This is a genomic window from Corynebacterium sp. Marseille-P3884, assembly GCF_017942225.1.
Lineage (GTDB): Bacteria > Actinomycetota > Actinomycetes > Mycobacteriales > Mycobacteriaceae > Corynebacterium.
This window is the reverse complement of the sequence record NZ_JAGKSD010000023.1, coordinates 1-25,201: the sequence shown is the minus strand read 5'-3', so window position 1 is coordinate 25,201 and position 25,201 is coordinate 1. Positions and strand designations below refer to the sequence as shown.

Genomic DNA, 25,201 nt, shown 5'->3' with positions numbered 1-25,201 from the left:
GCTTCACTGCTCTACCGCGCGGATGGGTGGACAGGGGGTTCACGTGGCGGAGCGACTACCTAGCGCGGTAGCGGCGCCGCCACATTGATCTACGGCGCAGGCACCGTGGCCTCCTTTCCACGTGCGGGTCCTCCATCGGAAGGACCGTTGCCGTTGTGAATGTCTTCGTCGTCGTCATCGTCACGGCGCAGGACTCGCCACGCGCCGATACCGAAGAGGATCAGGCCGAGAATGAGGAACCAGACAAGAGTCTGCATGCCGGTTTCCGGCAGCAGGAAGCCCAGCAAGCCGGACGGACGCAGTGCGCCCTGACTATCGGTGGCCGTGACCTTCTGTCCGTTGGCGCCCTCCATCGTGGCGGTGACCGTCACTGGAGCTTCACCGCCATCGTCGGGATAGCGGTAATCCTCTTCGTAGGACTTGTCGGAAATGTCCACGTCGAAGGTGCATGCGTACTCCTCGCCTGCCGGGAGGGTCGCAGGCGGAGTGCAGACTCCAGCCGGGATTGTCCCGTCCTCGCCCACCGTCACTGGGTTGCCGGCCTGAGCGCCGTCCTTTACGGGGGTGAGGGTGCGGCCAGCCAGGGAAGCGTCGTTAAGCGTCATGCCCGAAAGCGGGAAGGCGCCGTCATTTTTCGCGGTGTAGGTCACGCGCATGGCCTTCGCGTCGCTGGGCAAAAGGGTCACGCCGGTGAGAGCGCCGGTGGCGTCGCCGAGCGGAGTGCCGTCAATGGACTTGGTCACCTTCAGCGACGGGAAGCGGTTCCGCAGATCCAAACGCCACAGGCGGGAATCGCGGATTCGGAAATCGCTCGCATCCGCCACCGGTAGCGCGGTGAAACGAACGTCCTGGTGGACGATCGCCGATTCTTCGCCGGCGCTAGCTGAGCCCTCCGAAACAGCGAGGTCGGAGATGCGGGAGCCCTGCCCGGTGACATCCAGAATCGATGAGATTTCGCCGTCTCCGTCATCGGACTCCGTGATCAGGCAGCTGTTGCCCACGTAGACATTTTCGATGATGTGCTTACCACCGTTTTTCAACGTGAAGTCCTGGTTACTACTGGTGCAGGACTGGTGGAACTGGAAGGTCGCATTGGCGCTATCACCGCCCTCGGCAGTCTTGTTCACCTCCACGTCCACGCGGGCGCGTGGGTGGAAGGCCTCGACACCGATGACCTGGCGGATACCAGTCTGAGCATCACTGGACTGCGGGACAGTGAAGGAATGGGAGTAATTCTTCTCCCCGATACTCTCCAGGTCCGTCGCGGCCAAGCTCGTGGTCGGCCCCTCACGGGTGCCGTCGGTCCAGGTCGCGAACTGGGTGTACGGGCGGCGGTTCTTGCTGTCGCCGATGCCGGTGACATCGATGACTGGGCGGGCCTGCAGCGAAGGCGAATCACCGTAATCGATCGAGCAGTCGCCGCCAGCGGGAAGCTCCAATTCCACGCCACCGGCGGGCGCAAGATCAGATGTAGGCAAGGAGCCCACCGAGACAGCACCACGCTCGATGTTGACGGTGTAGGTCCTGTGTGCCTTGGTCTCAGTGCCGAAGGTGCACTTGACCTCGGCGGTGTACGGGCTGGCCTCGCCTTCGACATAGCCCGACTCGTAGGCGACGAAGCGAACGGTCGCGGTGCGGCGGTCGACATCGTTGGTGAACGCCAGATCAGTCGCCGCCGGCTGCTCCGGTGGTGCCGCCGGGGCGGCGACAGCCTTCTGCACATCCTTCTCGCGCGGCTCAAAGCTCAGCACCGGGTCGACCCCTTCAGGACTGAGCTCGGTGAAGGAGCAATCGGACCCCGCCGGAACATATGCCTGATCTGATGTGAAGCGCCAGACCTGCATTCCGTTCTGGTCCTCTTGGCGGGTGAACCGGCCCTCGCCGGTGCCCCACACCACGGTGCGCGGCAGGACATACGGTTCGCCACTGTCGTTGTTGTAGCCATAACCGATCGAGTTGCGCTGGCCGCCGATGGTGCTGGACTCGTAACCGAGTGCGCGGCACGACATCGCGAAGTTGAACTTCGTTTGATCCTTCGTCAGCGTCTCAATATCCGCCTGCTCGCCCACCACATCCTTGGTCAGGGTCACAGGGGACATCTCGTAGCGGTAGTGGTTTTCCAGGCCGACCACGTTGCGTTTCGCGTCGTCCACGCTGGTGAACAGTGGCGATGACGCGACTTCATTCTTGAGCTCGCTATCAGCAGTCACGTCACCACCGGAACCCAGTGCGCTCCAGCTGACGTGCTGCGGGCGCAGGTACGCCGACAAGCCATTCGCTTCAAGTTTCAGGGATCCGAAATTGTCGCCGGTGAACTCGCAATCAGATCCGACCGGAACATTAGTGAAGGTGTGCTCGCCTTCACCGTGAATGGAGCCGTTCGGCGCTTCGAACAACGGCACCTCATTGCCCTCGCTGTCCCGGGCCTCTGGGTCGCGGCACACCATAGTGATGGTGTGGTCGTGGAGCTTGCTCTGCAGCTCTTCGGCGCTAACCTTCTCGCGAATGGAGCCAGGCAGGTCGGCGATCTTCTTCACCGTCATCTCGGTGGTGCGACGGGTGTAGGAGTTATTGAAGACAAGGTCGTTCTTATCGCGGCCGACGGCAAAGCTGCCGCCCACCGCTCCGGTGTTGTCGGCGTCGCCGCGCGCACCCGGCACCGCGTTACCGTTCACAGCAATATCGCGTTCGAGGCTGATACCGGTCGCGGTCGTGGTGTACTTCTCTTCCACCTCGCACGTCGACCCCACAGGGACATTCGCGTTGATATCAGCAGCACCGTCGTAAACATTGACACCGCTTTGCGGGTCTTTGTTCACGGACACGGTGGTCTCCAGGCGCAAGGTCTCACGGCTGAGCGGATCGGTGCACGTCAGGGTCACGGGGAACTCACGGTGCAGCTTGACGCTCTTTCGCGGATCGGAAATGTACGTCGGTCCACCGGGATACGCTTCCTTGAAGGTGATGTGCTTGTGGGCGGTGACGGGGGCGTCGAGAAGCCCGTAGTTTTGCGTCACGATCACCGCGGACGTGTTGCCGACAGTGAAGCGCTCGCTCTGCCCCAGCTCGCGCACCGGGTCATTGTCCACCGCGAAGCGGTACCCCTCAGTATTCGTGACGGGGAAGGTCGTGCCGTTCACGGTTCGCTCGTTCGTTTCGGGCGATGTGCGTTCCAGCACGCAATTGCTTTTCGACGGCGCGAAGTTCGCATCGAATTTCTTCCTCGGATTATCCCTGGTCAGGGTGAATTCCTGAGTCATCGGCGCCGCGAGAGAACCCCCGGTACACGTCAGGCGGTATGCGACTCCACCTTCGGGAACGAGCGCTTCCTCACCCTGGAGCACCTGCGAGATGGTCAAGCCGGAGCCGCGCGGAGCGAAAGTGTTGGTGATGGTCTTCGTCGTGGAAGGCGCTTCGATCGTTTCGGACTCGGTTCCGCTGAGGGTCCATTCGACCCCTGCCGGGTACGTCGGCGGAGTCTCCTCGAAGGTGCACTCATTGCCATAAGGGACGGCCATCGCACCGTTCACATTCAACTTCGGATCGTCAGCGACGACAGTAGATGTGCCGTTCGCAGCGACGTTGACGGTGCCCACGAGATCGTATGGACGCGCCGCCCCATCCTCGAACAGGTTGCGCTTGCCGCAGCGGACCTTGACCTCGTACGAGCTCGGCGGAGTGAATCCCGGCGCAGTGTTGTTGATGGCCTTCTTGACGTCGACGGTGCCCAGTTTCGCCTTGTACGTATTGGTGACGGTGACCAGGTTCTGCTCGGTATCGCCCGTCGGACGGACCGTCAGCACGGGCTTGGTCGCCGCATCGGCATTGGTCAACTCCGTGGTCTGGTCCTGTGCATTATTGGATGCGACCACTGCTTTCTCGAACTCAATGTGGCTTGTCTGCGGAAGCTTGGACTCGTCTTCCCACACCTTGCACTCAGCGCCGACCTTGAGGTCCGGAATCACCGCGTCCTTGCCGCGGCCGACGGTGACGGAGCCTTCCACAGGCGCGATATTCGGGATGTACAGCTGCTTGTCACGGTCGTATTCGCCCTTGCGCTCGCAACGGTAGTTGACAGTGAAGTCCTTGCCGTCGAACTCCTGACTCGCACCACCTTCGCCAGCGAGCAATTTGTGCACGGTAAGGTCGCGCTTCACGTAGCTATAGGTGGTCTTGAAATCGATCGTCGTCTCAGGCGCGTTCTCCGGCAAGCGGAATTCGTAGGACTTGCCCTGCGGACCAGAGGGTTCAACCGGGTTCGTGGAGGCATTGCCCACGGTGACCACGCGGCTATCAAAGTGAATGTAGTTTTGCTGCTCGGTGTTCAAGTCAGTCAACGGCGTGACACTGCACGGGCGTTCCGTGGGAATGCCAGTGATATCGATCGTCCCGTCGACGACAGTCTTGCCGCTTGCATCAGTGCGACGAGCCAACGTCAATTGCTTTTCGACGTCGAACTGCGTCGTGTCACACTTGATCCTGAACTTATACGTCGGAGTCGGAACCGATCCCGCGCCCCCGCCGACTGCCTCAGTGACCGGCTCACCGAGGATTTCCTTGGACAAGTGCAGCGTGCCCGGCTTGAAATCGTAGATATTGTGCGCCGCAGCGTTATTGGTCGCACCCAGCTTCAAGTTCAGGGCCGGATCCGACTTCGCACCGTTTTGGCCTTGCTTGTAGTTCGTGGCCGTTGAGGCGCCGTTGCTTCCCCAGCCCAGCTTCAGTGTCTTGCCGGGCAGCACCGGTTTATCACCCTTCTGGAACGACTCCCACACAGTGCAATTCGCGCCCACGGGCAGGCCTGTGACCGTTTCTGACTGGCCGCGGGTGAAAGTGCGGGAACCGCTCAAGCGCCCCGGGTACGCCTTCTCAAAACCATTGAGGTCGTCGCACTTGTAATTGATGATGAACTTTCGGTCGTTCATCTCCGAGAAGTCCTTCGCCGTGCCTTCGAGATGCTTGCTCAGCTCTAACGTGGCCGGCTGATATTTCGATTCCCAACTGACAGTGCAGTTGATCTCGCGATTGTCTTGGTTCGTCGTTGCAATCTCGGTTGTGCCCGTCTCCCGATTATTCGTCACCGCCAAGCCGTTTTTAGATCCGCTGCGCAATCTTGTCACCACCGGCGCACCGTCTGTCTTGGCCACGCACGTCCACTCGGGCTCATAGCGGTCGAACGGATTCGCACCGTCAGTGGTCATTTTCGAGCGGTAGACAAGCTGATCCGTTGGCACACCACCGGCGCCGAGCTTGCGGATGAAGGTGGTATAACCTCCTTCAGCCGGAATGTCGATCGGAGTCTCATTTGTGCCCTCACGCAGAACAGCGGTGTAGTCCGCAGTACTCGCCTTACCGGCGGCGAGCTCCTCGAAATTAGACTTCACGTTCACCCGGCCTGCGTCATTAGCGAACTGGACGCGCCCCAGCGCGACCCCCAAGGCAATAGCCTGGAAACCGGAGTCGTACACGCCGATGCTGATCTCGGCCCACGTCGGATCATCCATCGCCGCAACGAACATGCCACGGTTACCGGATCCGTTGTTGTCCCAGCACACGAAATCTCGCTGGATCGGCTCATGCCCAGTCCAGTTCCTGTGCTCCGGCTCGTTCCCCGGCCCGAACCGGCCCTGGCACGTGCCATTGTTACTGAATGGTGACTTGATCGCGTCGAGTTTGGTCACGCCATTGGACGCGGATGCACTGATCCATTCGCCTGGACCACCGGAGCCGGTCGCCTCCGCATCCGCAAGCATCAACCTCGAGTTCGGTACAGGGTTGCCAGCAGCGTCAACGATCTTGATGTTGTTGAGCTTGATGCGAGCCCAGCCATAACGCATCTTCAAGATGTCGAGCTGATTGGACGCCGGATCCTTTTCGAAGAAGCCCTTCTTGCCGAAGGCGGCCTCCGACCATGCCTGCTCTGACTGGGGAGTGAAGGTCGCAGTTCGACGGGCGTTATCAGCCCACCGGTTCTTTTCTACCGTCACATCAGCCGTGAGGGTGTACTGGCCGATTCGCTTGGTGATCTTCCCGCTTTGATCGAAACCGCGCATGTCCAGCCAGCAGATCTGGTTCGCCCACTGCTCAGCCGCACCCGTGCCGATACGGAAGTCGCAGTCACCAAAATTCACCCCGTCAGACGTGGCCCCACCGGTCTGCGTTTGCGCTTGAACTTGCTGCGCCGTCGGGGGTGCAGCGAGCAGAGCCACCGTCATGATCAGGATGACGGCTGCGGCGAGGCACCGGTGACGGCGCCTCGAAAGCGACCCAGCAAAATTTCGCATGCCTGCCCTCTATGGTGAGTTGTCAACGGAGGTGCATCACAGTCGACTGTCAGCCTTGGTTAAGGGCGAGCAGTCAGTTGCAGAGAAAATTATGTCACCGTCACCTTTCCCTGCGCAACCCCTGAAACTTCACTGGAAACTCCAAGTTCACCCAACTCACACGCCTAAAACACAGTGTGCCCACAACGCTTAGCCGTCCTGGCACGGAATTCCGTGAAAGTGGCCGACACCCCGGTGAGTCCACTACTCGAAGAAAGCGTTCTTGATCGACGCGATCGTCGCTGGGGAGCCGTCGGCGCAGACTTTCGCCACCTCGACTGCGTCGTCGAAGGTGCCGCGGAGTGCGGCGAAACCACAGTCGACGGCAGTGACGGAGTTGATGGGCATGCCCGTCATCAGCATTGTGCGGGTGCGGGCGCCACCGACGAGATCCGCGAGCGCGCTGGCAAGCTCAGGTGTGACAGGAACACCCATCCTGGCGACGGGAATAGAAAACCGTGCCGACGGCGCCACAACCCGGATATCGCACGCCCCCGCGAGCATCGCACCGGCGCCGATCGCCGGACCGTTCACATACGCCACCACGGCTTTCTCAGCGCCACGAATGATCTCCAGTACGCGCTTCAGCGCCGGGTAGATCGCGGCGGGGTCTCCGGCGGACAGATCTGCACCAGCGGAGAAGGCGGAGCCGGCGCCGGTGAGGAGGATCGAGGGGGCGTCGATAAGCTCCCGCTCAAGCGTTTCCGCGAGCTCGACGAGCAACTCTTCGCTGAGTGCGTTGCGTTTCTCGTCGCGGTCGATGGTCAAAACGGCGACGCTGTCTGCGGGGCGGGTGACGTTGATCAGCACATCATCGACACTAGGCTCCGCGGGCGGGGCTCACAACGGCAAACAGACTTAAATTTCGCGGGGCCTAGAAGGGGACAGAAAAGGCAAAAACTAGATGTTGACCCCAAAAATTAGTTTCCCGAGTGATCCGACGATGCCGCCGAAATCCCACCTGGGGAAACTAAGTTCTAGGGTCAACATCTAGCCAAGGGTAGAAACCCAAGACTCGAGGAACTAGTCCCCGATCTGGTCGCGGCCGCGCTTGACGATCAACGGGTCCGGCTCCCCCACCACGTCGTGATCCTTGTTCGTGTACTCGAACTTGGACAGAATGTAGCGCATCGCATTGACGCGGGCGCGCTTCTTGTCGTTGGACTTGATGGTCACCCACGGGGACTCGTCGGTGTCCGTGTAGCGGAACTGCTCCTCCTTCGCGCGGGTGTAGTCGTCCCACTTATCCAGCGAGGCGAGGTCCATCGGCGACAGCTTCCACTGGCGCACCGGGTCGACCTGGCGGATAGCAAATCGCGTGCGCTGCTCCTTGCGCGTGACGGAGAACCAGAACTTGGTTAGCGAGATGCCGGAGCCGAGGATCATGTTCTCCAGCATCGGCACCTCGCGCAGGAACTCCGCGTGCTGCGACTCCGTACAGAAGCCCATCACGCGTTCCACGCCAGAACGGTTGTACCAGGAGCGGTCGAAGAAGACGATCTCGCCGCCGGCCGGGAAGTGCTCGATGTAGCGCTGGAAGTACCACGAGGTGGACTCGCGCGGCGACGGCTTCTCCAGCGCCACCGTGCGCGCGCCACGCGGATTCAGGTGCTCATTGAAGCGCTTGATCGTGCCACCCTTGCCAGCCGCATCTCGGCCTTCAAAGATGATGATGTGGCGCTGGCCCGTTTCCTTGGTCCAGTTCTGCCACTTCAGCAGCTCAATCTGAAGCGCGCGCTTGACCTTCTCGTATTCGTCGCGCGTCATACGCTCGTCGTACGGGTAATTCTCGCGCCACGTCTGAATCGGGGTGCCGTCCGCCTGCAGCAGCACCGGGTCGTCTTCGTCTGAATCGTCGACGTAGTAGCCTTCAGTTTCCGTCAGATCGATCAAGGGCATGTCATCATCGTTCGCCATGCCCGCCAGTTTAGCGGCGCATGCGCGACCCCGCTGAGCAACGCTTATCGACGCTCCCCTCCAAACCCCCATCCCCCAATAAACGCAGAAACCCCGCTGCCAAGCAGCGGGGAATTCCGGAGTTAGCCAGTGGCTTACTTGAGCATGTCCTTCGGAGCCAGCTTCAGAAGCTTGATGAGGCCCTCAGCGGACTCAGACAGCGGCTTCAACATGTTGAACAGCGGCTTGAGGGTGTTGTCCCAGACCAGGTCGAGCTTGGCAGCAGCCTCGGAAGAACCTTGGATGAAATCGTTCATTTTAGTCTCCTTGTGAAGAATTAACGGATGTTTAGGGGATTACTTTTCGGAGAGACCCTTGAGGTTGTCGCCAGCCTCGGTCCAAGCCTTGAAGTTGGTGATGAAGCCGAGGCCGTCCTTGCCACCCTCGCCGAAGAACTTGACGAGACCGCCAAGGAAGCCATTCCAGCCCTTGAAGGTGTTCACGAAGTTGTCGAGGTGCGTGATGATTTCCTTCACGTCCATGTGAAATCTCCTTGAGAGAGTTACCGGCCATCGCCGGATTAGGGTTTCTGGTTTCAGACACCCCGATCGGGCGTCACAAGAAGACATCTTGCCACACATCTCCCAGCGGTCAACACCAACCCTCGCAAGGGTTTACCAGCATTTTGTTGTTGATCCGTGACCGAGGACATGAACATAAGGTGAACACACGGCACCGCAGTCAATTGAAGTGCGCGTTTTTGCTAGCGAACATGAACGCGACGAAGATCTCACCCCATTCGCGTAACGGCCAGCATACCCCTCGCGATATCGCGATTTTCGCTTAAAAGGGAGTGCTCCCTTGCCGTCATTTCACCCTATATCGGGGGTAGATTAGCGTGTCACAACCATAACAACAGCTGCCAATGCTTTACAGAAGCCCCCAATCGTCAATGTATTGACTAGTGGCGCTTAAATTCCGGTACTGCATGTTCGTACCTCTCACGAAGGGGCTAAACGCACGAAACCCCGCGCCATCCACGGCCGCAGGAGCGGGGGTGGCGCGGGGCGTCGTTAAGCGGGATGCGTTTTTACATCATGCCGCCCATGGCCTCCGGGTCCATGGCGGGAGCTGCGGGCTCCGGCTTCTGGGCGACGACGGCCTCGGTGGTGAGGAAGAGGCCGGCGATGGAGGCAGCGTTCTGCAGAGCGGAACGGGTGACCTTGGCCGGGTCAGCGATGCCGTTGGCCAGCATCTCGACGTACTCGCCGGTGGCTGCGTTCAGACCCTGACCTGCCGGGAGGTTAGCGACCTTGTCGGCGACAACGCCCGGCTCGAGGCCAGAGTTGAGGGCGATCTGCTTCAGCGGTGCGGAGAGAGCCTCGCGGACGATCTTGACGCCGGTGGCCTCGTCGCCTTCGAGGCCCAGGTCGCCCTCGAGCTCCTTGGCTGCCTGCAGGAGTGCGACACCGCCGCCGGCGACGATGCCCTCCTCGACTGCTGCCTTAGCGTTGCGGACAGCATCCTCGATGCGGAGCTTGCGCTCCTTCAGCTCGACCTCGGTGGCTGCGCCGACCTTGAGGACTGCGACACCGCCGGCGAGCTTCGCCAGGCGCTCCTGGAGCTTCTCGCGGTCGTAGTCGGAATCGGAGTTCTCGATCTCAGCACGGATCTGCTTCACGCGACCCTCGATCTGAGCCTGGTCGCCGGCACCCTGGACGATCGTGGTGTCGTCCTTGGTGATGACGGCCTTGCGTGCCTGGCCGAGCAGGGAAACGTCAGCACCGTCGAGGGACAGGCCGACCTCCTCGGAGATGACCTGGCCGCCGGTGAGGATCGCGATGTCCTGCAGCATTGCCTTGCGGCGGTCGCCGAAGCCCGGTGCCTTGACTGCCACGGACTTGAAGGTGCCGCGGATCTTGTTGACCACGAGGGTGGACAGGGCCTCGCCCTCGACGTCCTCAGCGATGATCAGCAGCGGCTTGCCGGACTGCATGACCTGCTCCAGGACCGGGACGAGCTCCTTGACGTTGGAGATCTTGCCGGAGACGAGAAGGATGTACGGATCCTCGAGCACGGCCTCGCCGCGCTCCATGTCGGTGGCGAAGTATGCGGAGATGTAGCCCTTGTCGAATCGCATACCTTCGGTGACCTCGAGGTCGACGCCGAAGGTGTTGGACTCCTCAACCGTGATCACGGACTCCTTGTTCACGGAGCCGTTGCCGACGGCGTACATCGCCTCGGCGATCTTCTTGCCGATCTCCGGGTCGGATGCCGAAATACCAGCGGTAGAAGCGATCTCCTCTTCAGTCTCGACCTCCTTAGCGGAGTCGAGAAGGATGGAAGACACCTTGTCGGTCGCAGCCTGGATACCGCGCTTGATGCCCATCGGGTTGGAGCCGGCGGCCACGTTGCGCAGCCCCTCACGCACCAGCGCCTGTGCCAGAACGGTCGCGGTGGTGGTGCCGTCGCCAGCGACATCGTCAGTCTTCTTGGCGACTTCCTTGACCAGCTCAGCACCGATCTTCTCGTACGGGTCCTCGAGCTCGATGTCCTTAGCGATGGTCACGCCGTCATTCGTAATTGCCGGCGCGCCCCAGGACTTCTCCAGGACGACGTTGCGACCCTTGGGGCCGAGGGTGACCTTCACAGCATCGGCCAGGGTGTTCAGGCCCTGCTCGAGGCTGCGGCGTGCTTCCTCGTCGAATGCGATCATCTTTGCCATGTGAGTTTGTTGCTCCTCGTTTATATAGGAAAAGGCGACGCCACTCTCACGTCATACAAGGTCCAAGCGGGCGCCCGCGACGGCACGGCTGGTGAGTGCAAAACAGCCTCACCCGCTCGAAATGAACTTTTTAGCACTCACTTGGCGGGAGTGCTAAAGCCATTTTTAGCAGTGTGAGGCTGCGAGTGCAATGTCAGGGCGAAGCTTTGCTGCGCGCCCCCGAGCATTACTTGGAGCTGTCGTAAGTCTCGGCGCGCTTAGCAGCAGCCGCGTCTGCCGGCGCCGTGATCGGCAGATCCTTGGCAGCCTTGGCGGTGCGGCTGTAGATGAAGGCGATGCCGGCGACGAAGAGCACGACGCCGATGAGGGAGGTCCAGGCGTTTTCCTCAAAGATCTCCAGGGGGCTCTCGCCCTGGGAAGCGGCGATGATACCGGCGTTGACCACACCGAACAGGGACTCGCCGACGATGAGGCCCGTGGCGCCGAGGGTACCCATGCGAATCGCGGACTCGGGGTTGCGCTGGTGGGAGGCCCAACGGTTGTAGAAATTGCCGATGATGGCGCCCAGCGGAACCATCACGGTGACGCTGACCGGCAGGTACATGCCCATGCCGACGGCCAGTGGCGGCAGCGAGTACTTCTTGTCGGTGGTCGCACTGAGGATCTCGTCGATGATGATCACGACAGTGCCGATCGCGGCGCCGAGGAAGATGAGGTTCCAGTTCAGGGAGTCGTCGAAAATACCGGTGGCGACCGAGGACATTAGAGCGGCCTGCGGTGCGGCGAGTGCATCAGGGCCGGCGTCCTCCATGCCCTGGAAGCCGAAGCCGGTCAGCATCAGGTGCAGCACCGGAGGAATGACCACGGAACCGAACAGCACGCCGATGATGAGGGCGACCTGCTGCTTCCAGGGGGTTGCGTCGACAAGCTGGCCTGTCTTGAGGTCCTGCAAGTTGTCGTTGGAGATCGTCGCGATGCCGAAGACGATCGCGGCAGTGAACAGCGTGTAAGCCACGAGAGACGTCGCGCTCGCGTCGGTGCCGGCGGTGAAGGCGGCGATGAGCAGTGCTGACGTGATCACGGCGATGATGCCCACCGAGGAGATCGGCGAATTGGATGCGCCGATCAGGCCAGCCATGTAACCACACACCGACGCGATGACGAGGCCGGCGATGAGGATGAAGAGGACAGAGATCGTGGTCAAGCCGAATGCATGCTCGTGAATATCGGTGCCGCGCTGGAAATTCCAGAGCAAGAAGCCGATCGGGAACATGGAGACCAAGATGGTGCCGAGCACGATCGGGAACGGAATATCCTGCTCCGTCACGTCCACCTCAGTACCTGCGGCGCGCTTGCGGGAGCTGGACAGGGACGCGCTGACGCCCTTGACCACTGGGCCGGCGATCTTCACCAGAGTCCACAGGGCTGCCACTGCCATGGTGCCCACACCGATGAAGCGGATCTCGGAGGCGAAGGTGGTGGAGACGATCTCGGAAAGGTCGGTGACGGAGCCGTCGATAAGCGACGACGTGCGCCACGGAAGAAGAACGAAGAAGGAGATGACCACGCCGACGAGCATGGCGATACCGACCGTCATGCCCACGAGGTGGCCAACGCCGATGAGCGCGAGGGAGAGCGAGCCGCCCAGCATGGTCGCGCCCTTGGCGAATTTGAAGGTGCCGGCGATCTCGCTGGCTGCGGCCTTCATCGCGGCGAGCAGACCGTAGAAGGCGGAGACGATGCCGCCGATGACGATGGTGCGCAGACCCTTGACGTTCTCCTCATTATTCGGATCACCGTCGCCGACGCGCAGGACCTCCGCAGCAGCCACGCCCTCCGGGTACGGCAGGTCGGACCCCGTGACAAGCGCGCGGCGCAACGGCACCGAGAACATCACGCCGAGGGTGCCGCCGAGCGCGCACACCAACGCCGTGGTCCAGAACGGGAAGCCCTGCCAGTAACCGATCATCACCAGACCCGGCAAGACGAAAATGATCGCGGACAGCGTTCCCGCTGCCGACGCGATCGTCTGCACAATATTGTTTTCCTTTACATTGTGACCGGCGAATTTACGCAGCACAGCCATCGAAATGACCGCGGCGGGAATGGACGTGGCAAAGGTCAGGCCCACCTTCAGGCCCAGGTACACATTCGCCGCGGTGAACACGAGCGTGATCAGCCCACCGATGATGATTCCGCGCAGTGTCAGCTCACGCAGTTCCGTCCTGTTATCCATTTCGCGCCTTTCTAACAATGTGTTGGCAGGAATATTACTCTGCCGTCAACAATCGTTGAAAACCGGAACGATCAAGGTAGGCCAGCGGTTTCGGCTGCCACGCGGCCGTCGATAAGCGTTGTGCCTAGTACTTGCCTTGATATCTCCCGCTTTTTCGGTGCACGACCACCAAAGACTTGGCTTGCGGAAGCCAGTAACGGAAATAGCGCGCCTTCATCTGCGCGATCGCCATCTGCTGCGTGTGCGGATCGGCGTTGATCTTCGGCGCAGTCTGATTGATGAGCCAGCCCCCGCGCGTGAAAACCTGGCGCTTGATGTCTCGGTGCAGCCCGATCGTGCCATCGACCCAGGCGAACAGCAGCTCCTCCCCCGACGGCATGCGCGCGAGCTCCCGGGTCTGCATGGGATCCTCGTTGCCCTTCCACCACGCTCCCCCGTCCACGGCGATATCCACGGCGACCACGTGCCCGTACTCCCGCTTCACGACGGGGTCGAACAGGTCGCGAACTCGCGGCCACGCAATCTGGATGAAGAAGGCCACGATCAAGATGGTCAGGATGACCGTTTTGAACGGATCCTCCGCCATGTGCCCTGAGTACCACTCCAACACGTCGCGCCCCCTTCGTCGCTGTAGCGCCGATCTTACAAGGCAGACGCGTCGCGCACCGTGGATTCGGGCGCTGGTACGTTCGAGCTCATGAGCACTTTCGAACCGAACCGCGAACGGATTTTCAACGACCTTTCCGCACTCGTGTCCTTCAACTCGCCCCACTCCGTGCCGGAACTCGCCGACCAGCACGGCGCCGCCGCCGACTGGGTCGCGAACGCCCTAGCCGAGCGCGGCCTTGAGGTCGAGCGCCACGCCACGGTGGACAACGCCGACGCGATCATCGCGCGCAAGCACGTCAGCGACGACGCCCCGACCGTCCTCCTTTATTCCCACTACGACGTCGTCCCCGCCGGCGACCCGTCCGCCTGGACCGCCGACCCGTTCACCCTCACCGAGCGCGACGGCCGCTGGTACGGACGCGGCGCCGCCGATTGCAAAGGCAACGTCGCCATGCACCTTGAGGCTTTGAGGCTTATCGACGACGCCGGCGGCACCGACGCCAACCTCGTCGTCCTCGTCGAGGGCTCCGAGGAGCTCGGCGGCGGTGGCCTGGAGAAACTGATCGGGGAGAAGCCGGAACTGTTCGCAGCCGACATCATCCTCATCGCCGACTCCGGCAACGTCGCCGTGGGCACCCCGACCCTGACCACCGCCCTGCGCGGCGGCGCCCAGCTCAAGGTCACGGTGGAAACCCTGAACGGTGCCATCCACTCCGGCACCTTCGGCGGCCCCGCACCGGACCCCGTCGCCGCGCTGATCCGCACCCTCGATTCGCTTCGCGACGACACCGGCCGCACCACCATCGACGGCCTCGGCGACGCCCTTTCCGCCTCCTGGCCCGGCCAGCCCTACTCCGCCGACGCCTTCCGCAAGGACGCCGGCGTCCTCGACGGCGTTTCCCTGATGGGCGACATCGACTCCGGCGACGAGAACGCCGCCGACATGGTGTGGGCCCGCCCCGCCGTCACCGTCATCGGGTTCACCTCCACCCCGGTTGCCGAGGCTGTCAACGCCATCATTCCGCGTGCCGAAGCCCAGCTGAACCTCCGCGTCCCCGCCGGCATGGACCCAGCAGCAACCGCCGAGACCCTGAAGCAGCACATCATCGACCACACCCCTTGGGGCGCCAAGGTCGAGGTGGAGATCTTCGACGTCAACCACGGTTTTTCCACCGACCCCTCCCGCCCCGCCATCGCCCTGCTTGGCGAGTGCCTGCAGGAGGCCTACAAGGAAGCCGAGGGCAGCGACGCCGCCCCCGCAGGCGTGCCCACCGACCTCGTCACCGTCGGCTCCGGCGGCTCCATCCCGCTGACCGCCAAGCTGCAGGAACACTACCCTGACGCCGCCATCGCCATGTACGGCGTCGAGGACAACAACGCCGGCATCCACTCCGTCGACGAGTCCGTCCACCCCTACGAGATCGAGCGCGTGGCCGTCGCCGAGGCGAAGTTCCTCCAGCGCGTCGCCAAGCTCTAGCGCCACTCGGTAGACCCACTCAGTCCGGCATCCCGGGACCGGCGCCCTGTTATCCCGGCACCCCGGCACCCCGCCGGCCACGCCCCTACCTCAAGGGGCCGGTGGATCAAGATTCCATTCGCCTCCAGAAACGCGGCTAAAACCCCAGGTCAGATTTGGTTACTCCGGCAACTACGTAATCTATATCCACCGGCCCCCGAGCACCACGTGAGCAGGCCCACGAACGGGCCCGGCGCCGTCCCCGCGACACACCCCCGCGGCGAGACCGCGAAAACTAATTTCCCGGAATGTGTTGCGCATCACGCTTTAACTTGGCTAGTGTCAGAGGCATGCGAAAGCCGATTCTTCTACGAGCGCTAGTACTCAAGGTGGTACTAGAGGCCACCGACCCCAACGCGGAGTAACCGACTCCCCGCGGCGTGGGGTAGTGGTCGTTAACCACCCAGTACAGCGAGTCGGTACACCCCCACACATCCTCCGCGAAACGTAGAAGGACACCTGACGTGTTTTACACCTCGACTCAGCAGACCCAGCGCTCCCAGAATCCCGATCAGCAGACTCGCCCCACCACTGACACCGGCTTCACCTTCACACAAAACCACGCTCCCGAGCGCACCCGCACACAGGAACGCGACCCGTTCCAGATCCGCTTCGATTCGCCGCGGCGCTTGCCGCGTGAGCTGCGGGAAGAAGCAATGGGCATGAGCTGGGCACTGTTCAGTGCGACGTATGCGCCAACGCCGACGGTCAAGATCTCTGACATCGAGGCCCGCCACGACCACTGGTGCTACACCACGTATTCGGCGAATGTCACGCGCACGTCGAAGACGTTCCCGCCGGAGACGAAGCACCACGAGGTCACTACGTCGGGGCCGGCGCACGCGTTCGGGGCGATGCTGGCAGACGAAGGTCGTTACGTCGAGATCCTCGAATTCCACCAGTTCACACTGCACGAGGCGACGTTCACGGCGGTCAAGGTCGCGCACCAGATCAATGAGCGCGACACTGCCTGGGCGGTCGGCTTCGGCGCGACGAGTGAGGCGTCAATCGCTGCGGCAATGACATCGGGGGCGCAGCGGATCTACGGCTAAAGCCGCGGACACAAGCGCAGGAATGCAAACCCTGGGCAGAACACCCCCGAATAGAACTAAATAGGTAGACTGCAAACGTTGGTCGCGCCAGCGATGACGCGCCTTTTTGATTTGGTTTTACGTAGTTTTCCCAAGTTGGCAGGGTGTTTTTTCGCCTGCGCGCTGTTGGCTCACGCGCAGCACTTCTACATGAGCCGACACAACCGAAGACCCCCGCCGGACACGAGACTTGGGAGGGCTGTGACACCGTGATCACCCTGCTTCTGGCGCTTGCTGCCGCCACAGCAGCAGCACCGGTTTTGCTGAGGACGTTCGGGCGGCCGGCGTTCGGTGCGTTGGCGCTGGTGCCGGGAGCGGGATTCGTTTGGCTGGTCTACCAGTTCGCAAACGGGACGTTCAAAAACGGCGGTGAGATCCAGGCGTCGTATCCGTGGATGCCGGGAATGCACCTGAATATCGAGTTCAGGTTGGATGCGTACTCGGGGCTGTTCGGGCTGATCATCTTGGGTGTCGGCGCGCTGGTGCTGCTCTATTGTTGGGGGTATTTCGATTCGAATCCGCGGCGGCTGAGCGTCTTCGGCGCAGAGCTGACGATGTTCGCGATGGCGATGTACGGCCTGGTCATCTCGGACAACTTCCTGATGATGTACATCTTCTGGGAGATCACCTCGGTGCTGTCGTTCCTGTTGGTCTCGTATTACGGGGAGAGGGCGTCGTCACGCAGGGCGGCGACGCAAGCGTTGCTGGTCACCACGTTCGGTGGGCTGGCGATGCTGGTGGGAATCATTCTCTTCGGCACGCAGACCGGGGTGTGGAAGATCTCGCAGATCGCCGGGATGACGGATTTGGACCAGGTCACGGGCATCACGGCGGCGGTGACCCTGATCCTGCTGGGTGCGCTGACGAAGTCGGCGCAGGCCCCGTTCCACTTCTGGTTGCCGGGCGCGATGGCGGCGCCGACGCCGGTGTCGGCGTATCTGCACTCCGCTGCCATGGTGAAAGCGGGCATCTATGTGGTGGGGCGGTTGGCGCCGGATTTTGCGTCGATAAGCGTCTGGCACATTGTGGTTCTGCCTGCGGGCGTGTTCACGATGCTGCTGGGCGGCTGGATGGCGCTGAAGCAGCGCGATTTGAAGCTGATTCTCGCGTACGGCACGGTCTCGCAGCTGGGGTTCATGACGGCGGTGATGGGCATCGGTTCACGCGAGGCGACGCTGGCGGGCCTGGCGCTGGTCTTCGCGCATTCGCTGTTCAAGGCGGCGCTGTTCATGATCGTCGGCGCGATCGACCACACATCGGGCACGCGCGATATCCGCGAACTTTCGGGCCTCGGGCGCAAGGAACCGCTGGTCGCCGTGCTGGCTACCATCGCGGCAGCATCGATGGCGGGCATACCGCCGCTGTGGGGTTTCGTCGCGAAGGAAGCAACGCTCGAGGCCACGCTCCACGAGGAGCTGCTGTACGGCATGCCGCGCAACGTGCTGCTCGTCGGTTTCGTGCTCGGCTCCGTGCTGACCATGACGTATTCGCTGTACTTCCTGTGGGGCGCATTCGCACGGAAGCCAGAAAAAGACATGCGCGCAGAGCTTATCGACGGCACCTCCCCCGCCGTCCGCGACATGCACCGCATCGAATTCCTGCAATGGGCCCCGCCTGGACTCCTTGTGCTGCTCACCGTGGTCTTCGGTCTGCTACCGGCGCCGCTGTCGAACTTGTTCAACCAATACCTCAACGTGCGGTTCCCGGAAGCTGAGCATCAGGACTTGGCGCTGTGGCACGGGATCACGATCCCGCTGGGTTTGAGCGCTGTGATCGTCGCCGCCGGCGCGGTGATGTTCTGGCAGCGCGCGGTGGTCAAGAAGGCGCAGTTCGAGCGGCCCGCTCTGGGGGATGCGGATGCGCTGTGGGACAACATGCTGAAGGTGCTGCGTCAGGCGTCGCTACGCTTGACGGCGTCGACTCAGCGCGGTTCGTTGACCATCAACCTCGCGGTGATTTTCAGCGTGCTCATGGTCGTGCCGCTGGCTGCCCTTATTTTCGGCGACAGTGCCGATACGCACATGATCCTGTGGGATAACCCGTGGCAGGGCATGACGGTGATCGTGATTGTCAGTGCGGCTGTGGCCGCGACTGTGATTAGGAACCGTCTGTCGCTGATCATTCTGGTGGGACTGACGGGCTACGGCTCGGCGGTGCTCTTCGCGCTGCACGGTGCTCCTGACCTGGCGCTGACGCAGGTGCTGGTGGAGACCCTGGTGATGGTCGTGTTCATGCTGGTCCTGCGCAAACTGCCCACCGAGGTAGATGTGAAGAAGGACTCGGACGTGCGCCTACGCGCCTGGCTGTCGGTGGGCACGGGTCTGTCGGTGGTCGTGGTCGCGATGGCGGCGATGTCCGCGCGCATCCACGAGCCGATTTCAACGCTGATGCCGGACCTCGCCTACGAGATCGGCCACGGCCGCAATACCGTGAATGTCCTGCTCGTGGACCTGCGCGCGGGTGACACCCTGGGCGAGATCTGCGTGCTGGTCATCGCGGCGACCGGCGTGGCCAGCCTGATCTACCGCACCGAATCCTTCACCCGCGATTCGCGCCGCCCGACGCTGTCCACGCGCCGCCCGCGCTGGCTCGCCTCGGGCGTGGAAGGCGAGAAAGCCCAGAACCGCTCGATCATGGTCGACGTGGTCACTCGCCTGCTCTTCCCGGCGATGGTGCTGCTGTCCGCCTACTTCTTCTTCTCCGGCCACAACGCTCCCGGCGGCGGTTTCGCCGGCGGACTGGTCATGGGGCTCGCGCTGACGCTGCGCTACCTGGCCGGCGGGCGCGACGAGCTAGAGGAGGCGCTGCCGGTCGACCCGTCGAAGCTGCTCGGCACCGGCCTGCTGCTGTCCGGGGCAGCGGCGGTCATCCCGATGTTCCTCGGCTACCCGCCACTGACCAGCGGGTACATCGAGCCGGAGCTTCCGCTCATCGGGCCCGTCACGGTTCCTTCGGCGCTGCTTTTCGACGCCGGCGTCTACACCATCGTCGTCGGCCTGGTCATGCACATTCTCACCTCTCTTGGCGGACAGATCGACCGCGAAGAGGACGAACGTAAGGAACGCGCACGCGACCGCGCCCGTGCTCTCCAGCGCAAGAACGAAGAACGCAAACGCGCCCGGGAAGCGAACGCTCGGCAGCGGGCAGCTCAACGGGCTGCCCAGCGCGAGGCCGAGTTGTCGTCTGAGCGGGCAGCGCAGCGCATCGCGCGGCGTGCGAGTCGGAGGGTGGCTTTGGGTTCTAAGGGGAACGTCGATAAGCGTGCTCAAACTGGAAGGGAGGCGTAACTGTGGAAGCGAACCTGTTTTTGATCATCGCCTCCGGCGTGCTGATCGCGGCGGGCGTGTACCTGATGCTCGACCGCGCGATGACGAGGATGCTGCTCGGCGTGATGCTGATCGGCAACGGCGCGAATTTGCTGCTGCTCCAATCGGGCGGACAGGCGGGCGCTCCCCCGATCCTCGACCGCAATTCCGTGGCCACCGATCAGTCGGCCGACCCGCTCGCGCAGGCGATGATCCTCACCGCGATCGTGATCGCGATGGCGATGGTCTCGTTCATTCTGGCGCTGCTGTACAGGCAATACCGCTACCGCACCGACGATGTGATCGAGCACGACGCGGAGGACCAGGCAATCGCCGCGCGTCCGGCGACCCCGTCTGCAGCGCCAGACGCCGATGCCTCCGACGACCCGGAGACTGGGCGACTGCGCAGCGGCGGCGACGCATTCGGCCCGCGCTCCTTCGAGGACCCGGTGAAGGAGGGTGACGATGACTAATCCTGAGCTGACCAACCCGACGCTCTACGAGGAGTACGTCGATTTCCTCCTGCCGGCGATGCCGTATCTGATCCCGCTGCCGGTGTTGTTGCCGGCGCTGGCTGCTGGGCTGATCCTGCTTTCCGGAAAGCACCGCGCGCTGCAGCGCAATATCGCGTTCTTCACGTTCCTGGTGCTGGCGGTGATCGCGGCATCGATGATTCTGGTGGCGGATATTTCCGGCATCCAGACTCTGCAATTGGGCGGGTGGGACGCACCGATCGGCATCACCTTCGTGGCTGACCGGCTGTCCGGAATCATGCTGTTCGTCTCGGCGATCGTGCTGTTCTGCGTGATGTGGTTCGCGATCAGTCAGGGTATCCGCGACGGCAACGAGAACGACCCGGTCGAAGTCTTCCTGCCCATCTACATGCTGTTGTCGATGGGTGTGAACCTGTCGTTTTTGGCAGGCGACTTGTTCAACCTCTACGTCGGCTTCGAGATCTTCCTCGTCGCGTCGTACATCCTGCTCACCATGGGTGCATCACCGCAGCGCGTGCGCGCGGGCATCAGCTACGTGATGGTGTCCATGGCGTCGTCGATGATCTTCATTTTCGCTCTCGGCCTCGTCTACGCATCCGTCGGCACGGTGAATATGGCGCAGGCGGGCATGCGTTTGGAAGAGATTCCCGACGGCACCCGCGCCGCCATCTTCGCCACCCTGCTCGTGGCCTTCGGCATCAAAGCGGCGGTCTTCCCCCTCGACGCATGGCTGCCGGACTCCTATCCCACCGCCGCATCCCTGGTCACCGCTGTCTTCGCAGGCTTGCTGACCAAGGTCGGCGTGTACTCCATCATCCGTGTCCGCGTGGCCATGTTCCCCGACCACCCGCTCAGCCACCTGCTCATGTGGGTCGCGCTGGCCACGATGGTCGTGGGTGTGATGGGCGCTCTCGCCCAAAACGACATCAAACGTCTGCTCTCATTCACCCTGGTCAGCCACATCGGCTACATGATTTTCGGTGTGGCGCTCGGCACCGCGCACGGCCTGTCCGGCGCGATCTTCTACGCCGTCCACCACATTCTGGTGCAGACATCGCTCTTCCTCGTGGTCAGCCTCATCGAACGCCAAATGGGGTCTTCGCAGCTGCGCCGTCTGGGCTCGTTGATGTACACCGCGCCCGTGATCGCGCTGCTCTACATCGTCCCGGCGCTCAACCTGGGCGGTATCCCGCCGTTCTCCGGCTTCATCGGCAAGGTCCTGCTCATCCAGGCCGGCGCCGAGGAAGGCTCGTGGCGCTCGTGGGTGCTCATCGTCGGCGCGGTGGTCACGTCGCTGCTCACGCTCTACGCGATGATGATCGTCTGGTCCAAGGCCTTCCTCCGCGACCGCTCCGACGCACCCGAGGGCAACGTCGTCTCCGTGCGCCTCAGCCCGCTCGGCGATGTCTCCGACACCGTCGCCCTTGAGGACAGCAAGGATGCCGGCAGCCTCCCCGCAGGCATGGTCGCCTCCACCGCGACACTCGTCGCCGCGTCCGTCGCCATCACCGTCCTCGCCGGCCCCATCTCGGCAATCACCGGCCGCGCCGCCGACTCCGCGCTCGACACCGCGCTCTACCGCAACGCAGTCCTCGGCAGCGACTGGTCGAATCCCTCCCGGACGCTGGATGAGAGCACGCTTGACGACGATGACTCCGACTCCCTTCCCAACCGCATCCACGACATCGACGAACCCAGCGCCGGCGTGACGACGGTGCCTGTGCCCTCCCCCGTCCCCGAATCCGATGAGCCCACTGAGCCTGCCGCCGACGAGGAGGTCAACCAATGAGTTCCAATCAGCTCCCCTCCCCGCGCCTGACGGTCAGTGAGCATCTCTCTGACCGCTTCCGCCCGTGGTTCATCTTCTGGCTCGCACTCATGTGGATCCTCCTCATGGGGGAGCTGACCTGGGCGAATGTCTTTGCCGGCGCGGGCTTAGGCTTCCTCATCACGATGCTGCTGCCACTGCCCAAGCTGCCCACCGGCGGCGTGGACGTGAATGTCCCGAAACTGATCGTGTTCCTCATCCGGTGGGTGGGCGAACTGTTCGTCGCCGCCGTTTCGGTGTCGTGGCTGGCGATCCGCCCGGCAGGACCGCCAAAGAGCGCGATCTTCAAAGTACCGATGCGTCTCAACTCAGAATTGGCGCTGTACTTCGCTACCTGCGCCTACAACCTCCAACCGGGTGGGTGCGTCACCGACATCGACCTGGCGAACCGCACGTGGACTATTCACGTTCTCTCCGCGGGGAGGCAGAAGGATGTGGAGAAGGCGCTGGCGGACGTCGATAAGCTTGAGCGCTCAATGATCGCTATTTTTGAAAAGAGAAAGGCCCACAAACATGGATGACGCGATCTACAACTCCGTGCTCGCGGTGGCGGCTGTACTGCTCGTCGCCGGGTTTTTCATCACGACATGGCGGCTAGTGATCGGCCCGAATTCGCTCGACCGCGTCGTGGCGATGGACGGTATTGTCGCTTCGATTCAATGCGCGCTGGCGACGTATATTTGCTGGACGCTGGACACGACCGTGGTCAACGCGATGGTCGTCGTCGCGCTGCTCGGCTTCATCGGTTCGCTGTCCGTCGCCCGCTTCCGCAAGAGGGACGGTGCGCTCTAATGGCCTTCACCTGGGAATATATCTCCGACGTCCTGTCGCTCATTTTCATCGTGCTCGGCGCACTGCAGGTCTTCTTCGCGTCCGTGGGCATCGCGCGCTTCAACACGACGCTCTCGCGCGTCCACGCCGTGACGAAACCGCAGACCGTCGGCCTGATCATGGTGATTCTCGGCGTGATTTTCCGCCTCACCGGCTCCGAGCATTTCGACGTCGGCCAGCGCGGCGACGTGGGCATGCTCTTCCTGCTCGTCCTCTTCGCGCTCATGACCAACCCGGTCACCGCGCAGCGCCTCGGACGCGTCTCCCGCCGCGAGGGCCTCTACGGCGACGAGGACGACATCGCCATCAACGAGCACCCCGGCGACCTGCAGCGCAGCGCTTAGCTGGGTTTAGGCGCTCGGGTGCCCGGCGCGGAGTTCGTCCACCGCCTGGTCCACCGCGCCGCGCCAATCGCCCGTCGCCTCGTACACAGCGCGTTGGCGCTGGTAGGCCGCACCATTTTCCACGATCTTCGCGACAAGGTTCAGCTCATCAACGCAGCCAAGACGCTTAGCGACGCCCTGTAGCTCCCCCACCATCTCCAGCAGCTCATCCGTGACCAGGCGCTCATCTGTGTCCCGGCTGGTGATCACCTCGGCTTCGAGACCGTAGCGGGCTCCGCGCCATTTATTCTCTGCCACGTGCCACGGCTGTAGCGTCGGCAGTTCCTCGCCCCGGTCGATCATGTCGTCGTAATGCACGACGAGGCAGTGCGTCAGCGCCACGATGGCTGCGAGCTCCTCCAGGTTCGTCGCCGCATCCGAAATGCGCACCTCGACGGTGCCCCACTTGGCGGCCGGGCGGACGTCGAAATGCATCGAGCCCGTGTGCGAGGTCACGCCCGACTTCGTCTGGTCCCGCATGAACTCGACCCACTCCTGCCAGCTACCGAACTGGTACGGCATGCCTGCCGTAGGAAGCTGCTGGTAGAGCATCGTCCTGTTCGACGCATACCCGGTGTCCAGTCCTTCCCACGCCGGACTCGACCCACTGATCGCCAGCAAGTGCGGGTACTTCGTCATCACCGCGTTGATGATCGGCCACACCCGGTCCTCGTGCCTGATCCCCACGTGCACGTGCGTGCCCCACAGCAGCATCTGCTGCCCCCAGTACTGCGTGCGGTTGATGATCTCCTTGTACGTCGGCTTATCGCCTACCGGCTGCGTCCGGAAATCCGCGAACGGGTGGCCGCCGCCCGCCCACAACTTGAGGTTCTTCTCGTCCGCGACCTGCTGGATCTTGTCCTTCGTCTCCCGCAGGTACTCCATCGCCTCGGCCGTCGTGTCACAAATAGGTGTGACCAGCTCAATGGTGTTCTTCAGGAACTCCTTTTCCAGGTGCGTTCCCGGCCACCGCTGCTCCACCGCATCGATGACCTCCGCCGCGAACGGGACCAAATCGCGCGTCCCCGGATCGACCAGCGCGATCTCCCACTCCACGCCCAGGCTCAGCGCTTCCGACCGGTTGAAATCCCGGAACGGATCCATCGTGGCCTGATTTGTCGGCACAGTCATTCTCTCTGAATACGGGAAGAACCGCCCCCGCGCAAATTTCTGCAGGGACGGTCCGGTATTTAATTTCAGCCTGTCGGGCGCGCCTCGGTTTAGAGAGCCACCTCGCGGTTCTCCGCCAGCACCACCGTCACGGAACCGGGCTTCTTGGCCTCGGCGGGGACGCGGTCGTCGTTAGCCAGTGCAATGCCGCCGATCGTGTCCGCCAACTCACGCGCACGGTCCTCCGCACCCGGGGTATTCGGGTCGAACAGCACCGTGTTCTGCTCGAAGATCGCGTTCTCGCCCGGGATATTGCCCACCTCGCCGAGGTTGAAGCCGTTCTCACGCGCCTGACCAGAGACCCGTTCAGCCAGGTTGCTCACCGCCGAGTTGTTGTAGATATTCACCGTCATATTCTCGCGCGTCATCGGGTTATTCGGACCCGCCGGCGCATCAGCCGCCGCGCCCGGCTGGCGGTTCTGGTTTGCGGCGTTCTGATCCGCGCCGTTTTGGTCTGCGGCGTTCTGGTTCTGGGCGTTCTGGTTCTGGGCGTTCGGGTCGTTCTGGTTCTGACCGGCGCCGTTTTGGCCTGCGCCGTTTTGGTTTGCACCGTTCTGGCCCTGGGCGTTCTGGTTCTGACCCGCGCCGTTTTGGCCCTGGGCGTTCGGGTCATTCTGGTTCTGCACCGACTGGCCCGCCGGATCATTAGCAGCCTGGTTATCAGCACCGCCCTTGGTCATCGCGTACACGCCCCACAGTGCGAGGAGCAATGCCACAGCGATGAGGATCATCGCCAGGCCGCGCTTGGGTACGCCGCCAGCGGCTGCCGCGGCTGGCCCCTATACCCATCTAGG

General features: G+C 62.6%; 18 protein-coding genes. 8 read left to right on the top strand and 10 right to left on the bottom strand.

Annotation, left to right across the window (positions count from 1 at the left end; genetic code table 11):
• Positions 1-89: 89 nt before the first annotated feature.
• From J5Y21_RS11175 to J5Y21_RS11140, 8 genes are all read right to left on the bottom strand, one after another.
• The gene (locus J5Y21_RS11175) at positions 90-6,284 is read right to left on the bottom strand and encodes a CshA/CshB family fibrillar adhesin-related protein (protein WP_210575860.1); all 6,195 of its coding nucleotides are present in this window, start codon (positions 6,282-6,284) and stop codon (positions 90-92) included.
• 243 nt (positions 6,285-6,527) lie between these two features.
• On the bottom strand, positions 6,528-7,133 hold the full coding sequence (locus tag J5Y21_RS11170; RefSeq protein WP_210575858.1) for an enoyl-CoA hydratase-related protein: 606 nt from the start codon (positions 7,131-7,133) through the stop codon (positions 6,528-6,530).
• A 213-nt stretch (positions 7,134-7,346) separates the two neighbouring features.
• Positions 7,347-8,240 carry a polyphosphate kinase 2 gene (gene ppk2 / locus J5Y21_RS11165; RefSeq protein WP_210575855.1) on the bottom strand — a complete coding sequence of 298 codons (894 nt, stop codon included), beginning with the start codon at positions 8,238-8,240 and terminating at the stop codon, positions 7,347-7,349.
• 134 nt (positions 8,241-8,374) lie between these two features.
• Positions 8,375-8,536 (bottom strand): hypothetical protein, encoded by a 162-nt coding sequence (locus J5Y21_RS11160; RefSeq protein ID WP_210575853.1) that lies wholly within the window; start codon positions 8,534-8,536, stop codon positions 8,375-8,377.
• 39 nt (positions 8,537-8,575) lie between these two features.
• Positions 8,576-8,761: a hypothetical protein gene (locus J5Y21_RS11155; RefSeq protein ID WP_210575851.1), complete on the bottom strand. Its 186-nt coding sequence runs from the start codon at positions 8,759-8,761 to the stop codon at positions 8,576-8,578.
• 548 nt (positions 8,762-9,309) lie between these two features.
• Entirely contained in the window at positions 9,310-10,944 is a 1,635-nt protein-coding gene (gene groL, locus J5Y21_RS11150) for a chaperonin GroEL (RefSeq protein WP_210575849.1), read from the bottom strand.
• A 226-nt stretch (positions 10,945-11,170) separates the two neighbouring features.
• Positions 11,171-13,180, bottom strand: a complete 2,010-nt coding sequence (locus tag J5Y21_RS11145; RefSeq protein ID WP_210575838.1) for an oligopeptide transporter, OPT family — start codon at positions 13,178-13,180, stop codon at positions 11,171-11,173.
• A 124-nt stretch (positions 13,181-13,304) separates the two neighbouring features.
• Complete coding sequence (locus tag J5Y21_RS11140; RefSeq protein ID WP_210575835.1) at positions 13,305-13,790, bottom strand: hypothetical protein; 486 nt, start codon at positions 13,788-13,790, stop codon at positions 13,305-13,307.
• A gap of 87 nt (positions 13,791-13,877) precedes the next feature.
• Here J5Y21_RS11140 and J5Y21_RS11135 point away from each other — a divergent pair, with 87 nt between their 5' ends.
• From J5Y21_RS11135 to mnhG, 8 genes are all read left to right on the top strand, one after another.
• The gene (locus tag J5Y21_RS11135; protein ID WP_210575832.1) at positions 13,878-15,266 is read left to right on the top strand and encodes a M20/M25/M40 family metallo-hydrolase; all 1,389 of its coding nucleotides are present in this window, start codon (positions 13,878-13,880) and stop codon (positions 15,264-15,266) included.
• 503 nt (positions 15,267-15,769) lie between these two features.
• Positions 15,770-16,357, top strand: a complete 588-nt coding sequence (locus tag J5Y21_RS11130; RefSeq protein WP_210575829.1) for an acetyl-CoA acetyltransferase — start codon at positions 15,770-15,772, stop codon at positions 16,355-16,357.
• A gap of 248 nt (positions 16,358-16,605) precedes the next feature.
• Positions 16,606-19,683 carry a Na+/H+ antiporter subunit A gene (locus J5Y21_RS11125; RefSeq protein ID WP_210575826.1) on the top strand — a complete coding sequence of 1,026 codons (3,078 nt, stop codon included), beginning with the start codon at positions 16,606-16,608 and terminating at the stop codon, positions 19,681-19,683.
• A gap of 2 nt (positions 19,684-19,685) precedes the next feature.
• A complete protein-coding gene (locus tag J5Y21_RS11120) occupies positions 19,686-20,174 on the top strand; it encodes a Na(+)/H(+) antiporter subunit C (RefSeq protein WP_210575824.1) in 489 nt (162 codons plus the stop codon).
• Positions 20,167-21,984 (top strand): Na+/H+ antiporter subunit D, encoded by a 1,818-nt coding sequence (locus J5Y21_RS11115; RefSeq protein WP_210575821.1) that lies wholly within the window; start codon positions 20,167-20,169, stop codon positions 21,982-21,984. The genes J5Y21_RS11120 and J5Y21_RS11115 overlap by 8 nt, the downstream gene beginning before the upstream one ends.
• Entirely contained in the window at positions 21,981-22,544 is a 564-nt protein-coding gene (locus J5Y21_RS11110) for a Na+/H+ antiporter subunit E (protein ID WP_210575820.1), read from the top strand. Before J5Y21_RS11115 ends, J5Y21_RS11110 begins: the two co-directional genes overlap by 4 nt.
• On the top strand, positions 22,537-22,815 hold the full coding sequence (locus J5Y21_RS11105; RefSeq protein WP_210575817.1) for a monovalent cation/H+ antiporter complex subunit F: 279 nt from the start codon (positions 22,537-22,539) through the stop codon (positions 22,813-22,815). Before J5Y21_RS11110 ends, J5Y21_RS11105 begins: the two co-directional genes overlap by 8 nt.
• Positions 22,815-23,198 (top strand): monovalent cation/H(+) antiporter subunit G, encoded by a 384-nt coding sequence (gene mnhG / locus J5Y21_RS11100; protein ID WP_210575814.1) that lies wholly within the window; start codon positions 22,815-22,817, stop codon positions 23,196-23,198. The genes J5Y21_RS11105 and mnhG overlap by 1 nt, the downstream gene beginning before the upstream one ends.
• Before the next feature lie 6 nt (positions 23,199-23,204).
• Here the strand turns inward: mnhG and J5Y21_RS11095 are convergent, their stop codons facing one another.
• A complete protein-coding gene (locus J5Y21_RS11095) occupies positions 23,205-24,341 on the bottom strand; it encodes a glutamate--cysteine ligase (protein WP_210575885.1) in 1,137 nt (378 codons plus the stop codon).
• Between the two features lie 116 nt (positions 24,342-24,457).
• Positions 24,458-25,138 (bottom strand): LytR C-terminal domain-containing protein, encoded by a 681-nt coding sequence (locus J5Y21_RS11090; protein ID WP_210575811.1) that lies wholly within the window; start codon positions 25,136-25,138, stop codon positions 24,458-24,460.
• Positions 25,139-25,201 lie beyond the last annotated feature (63 nt).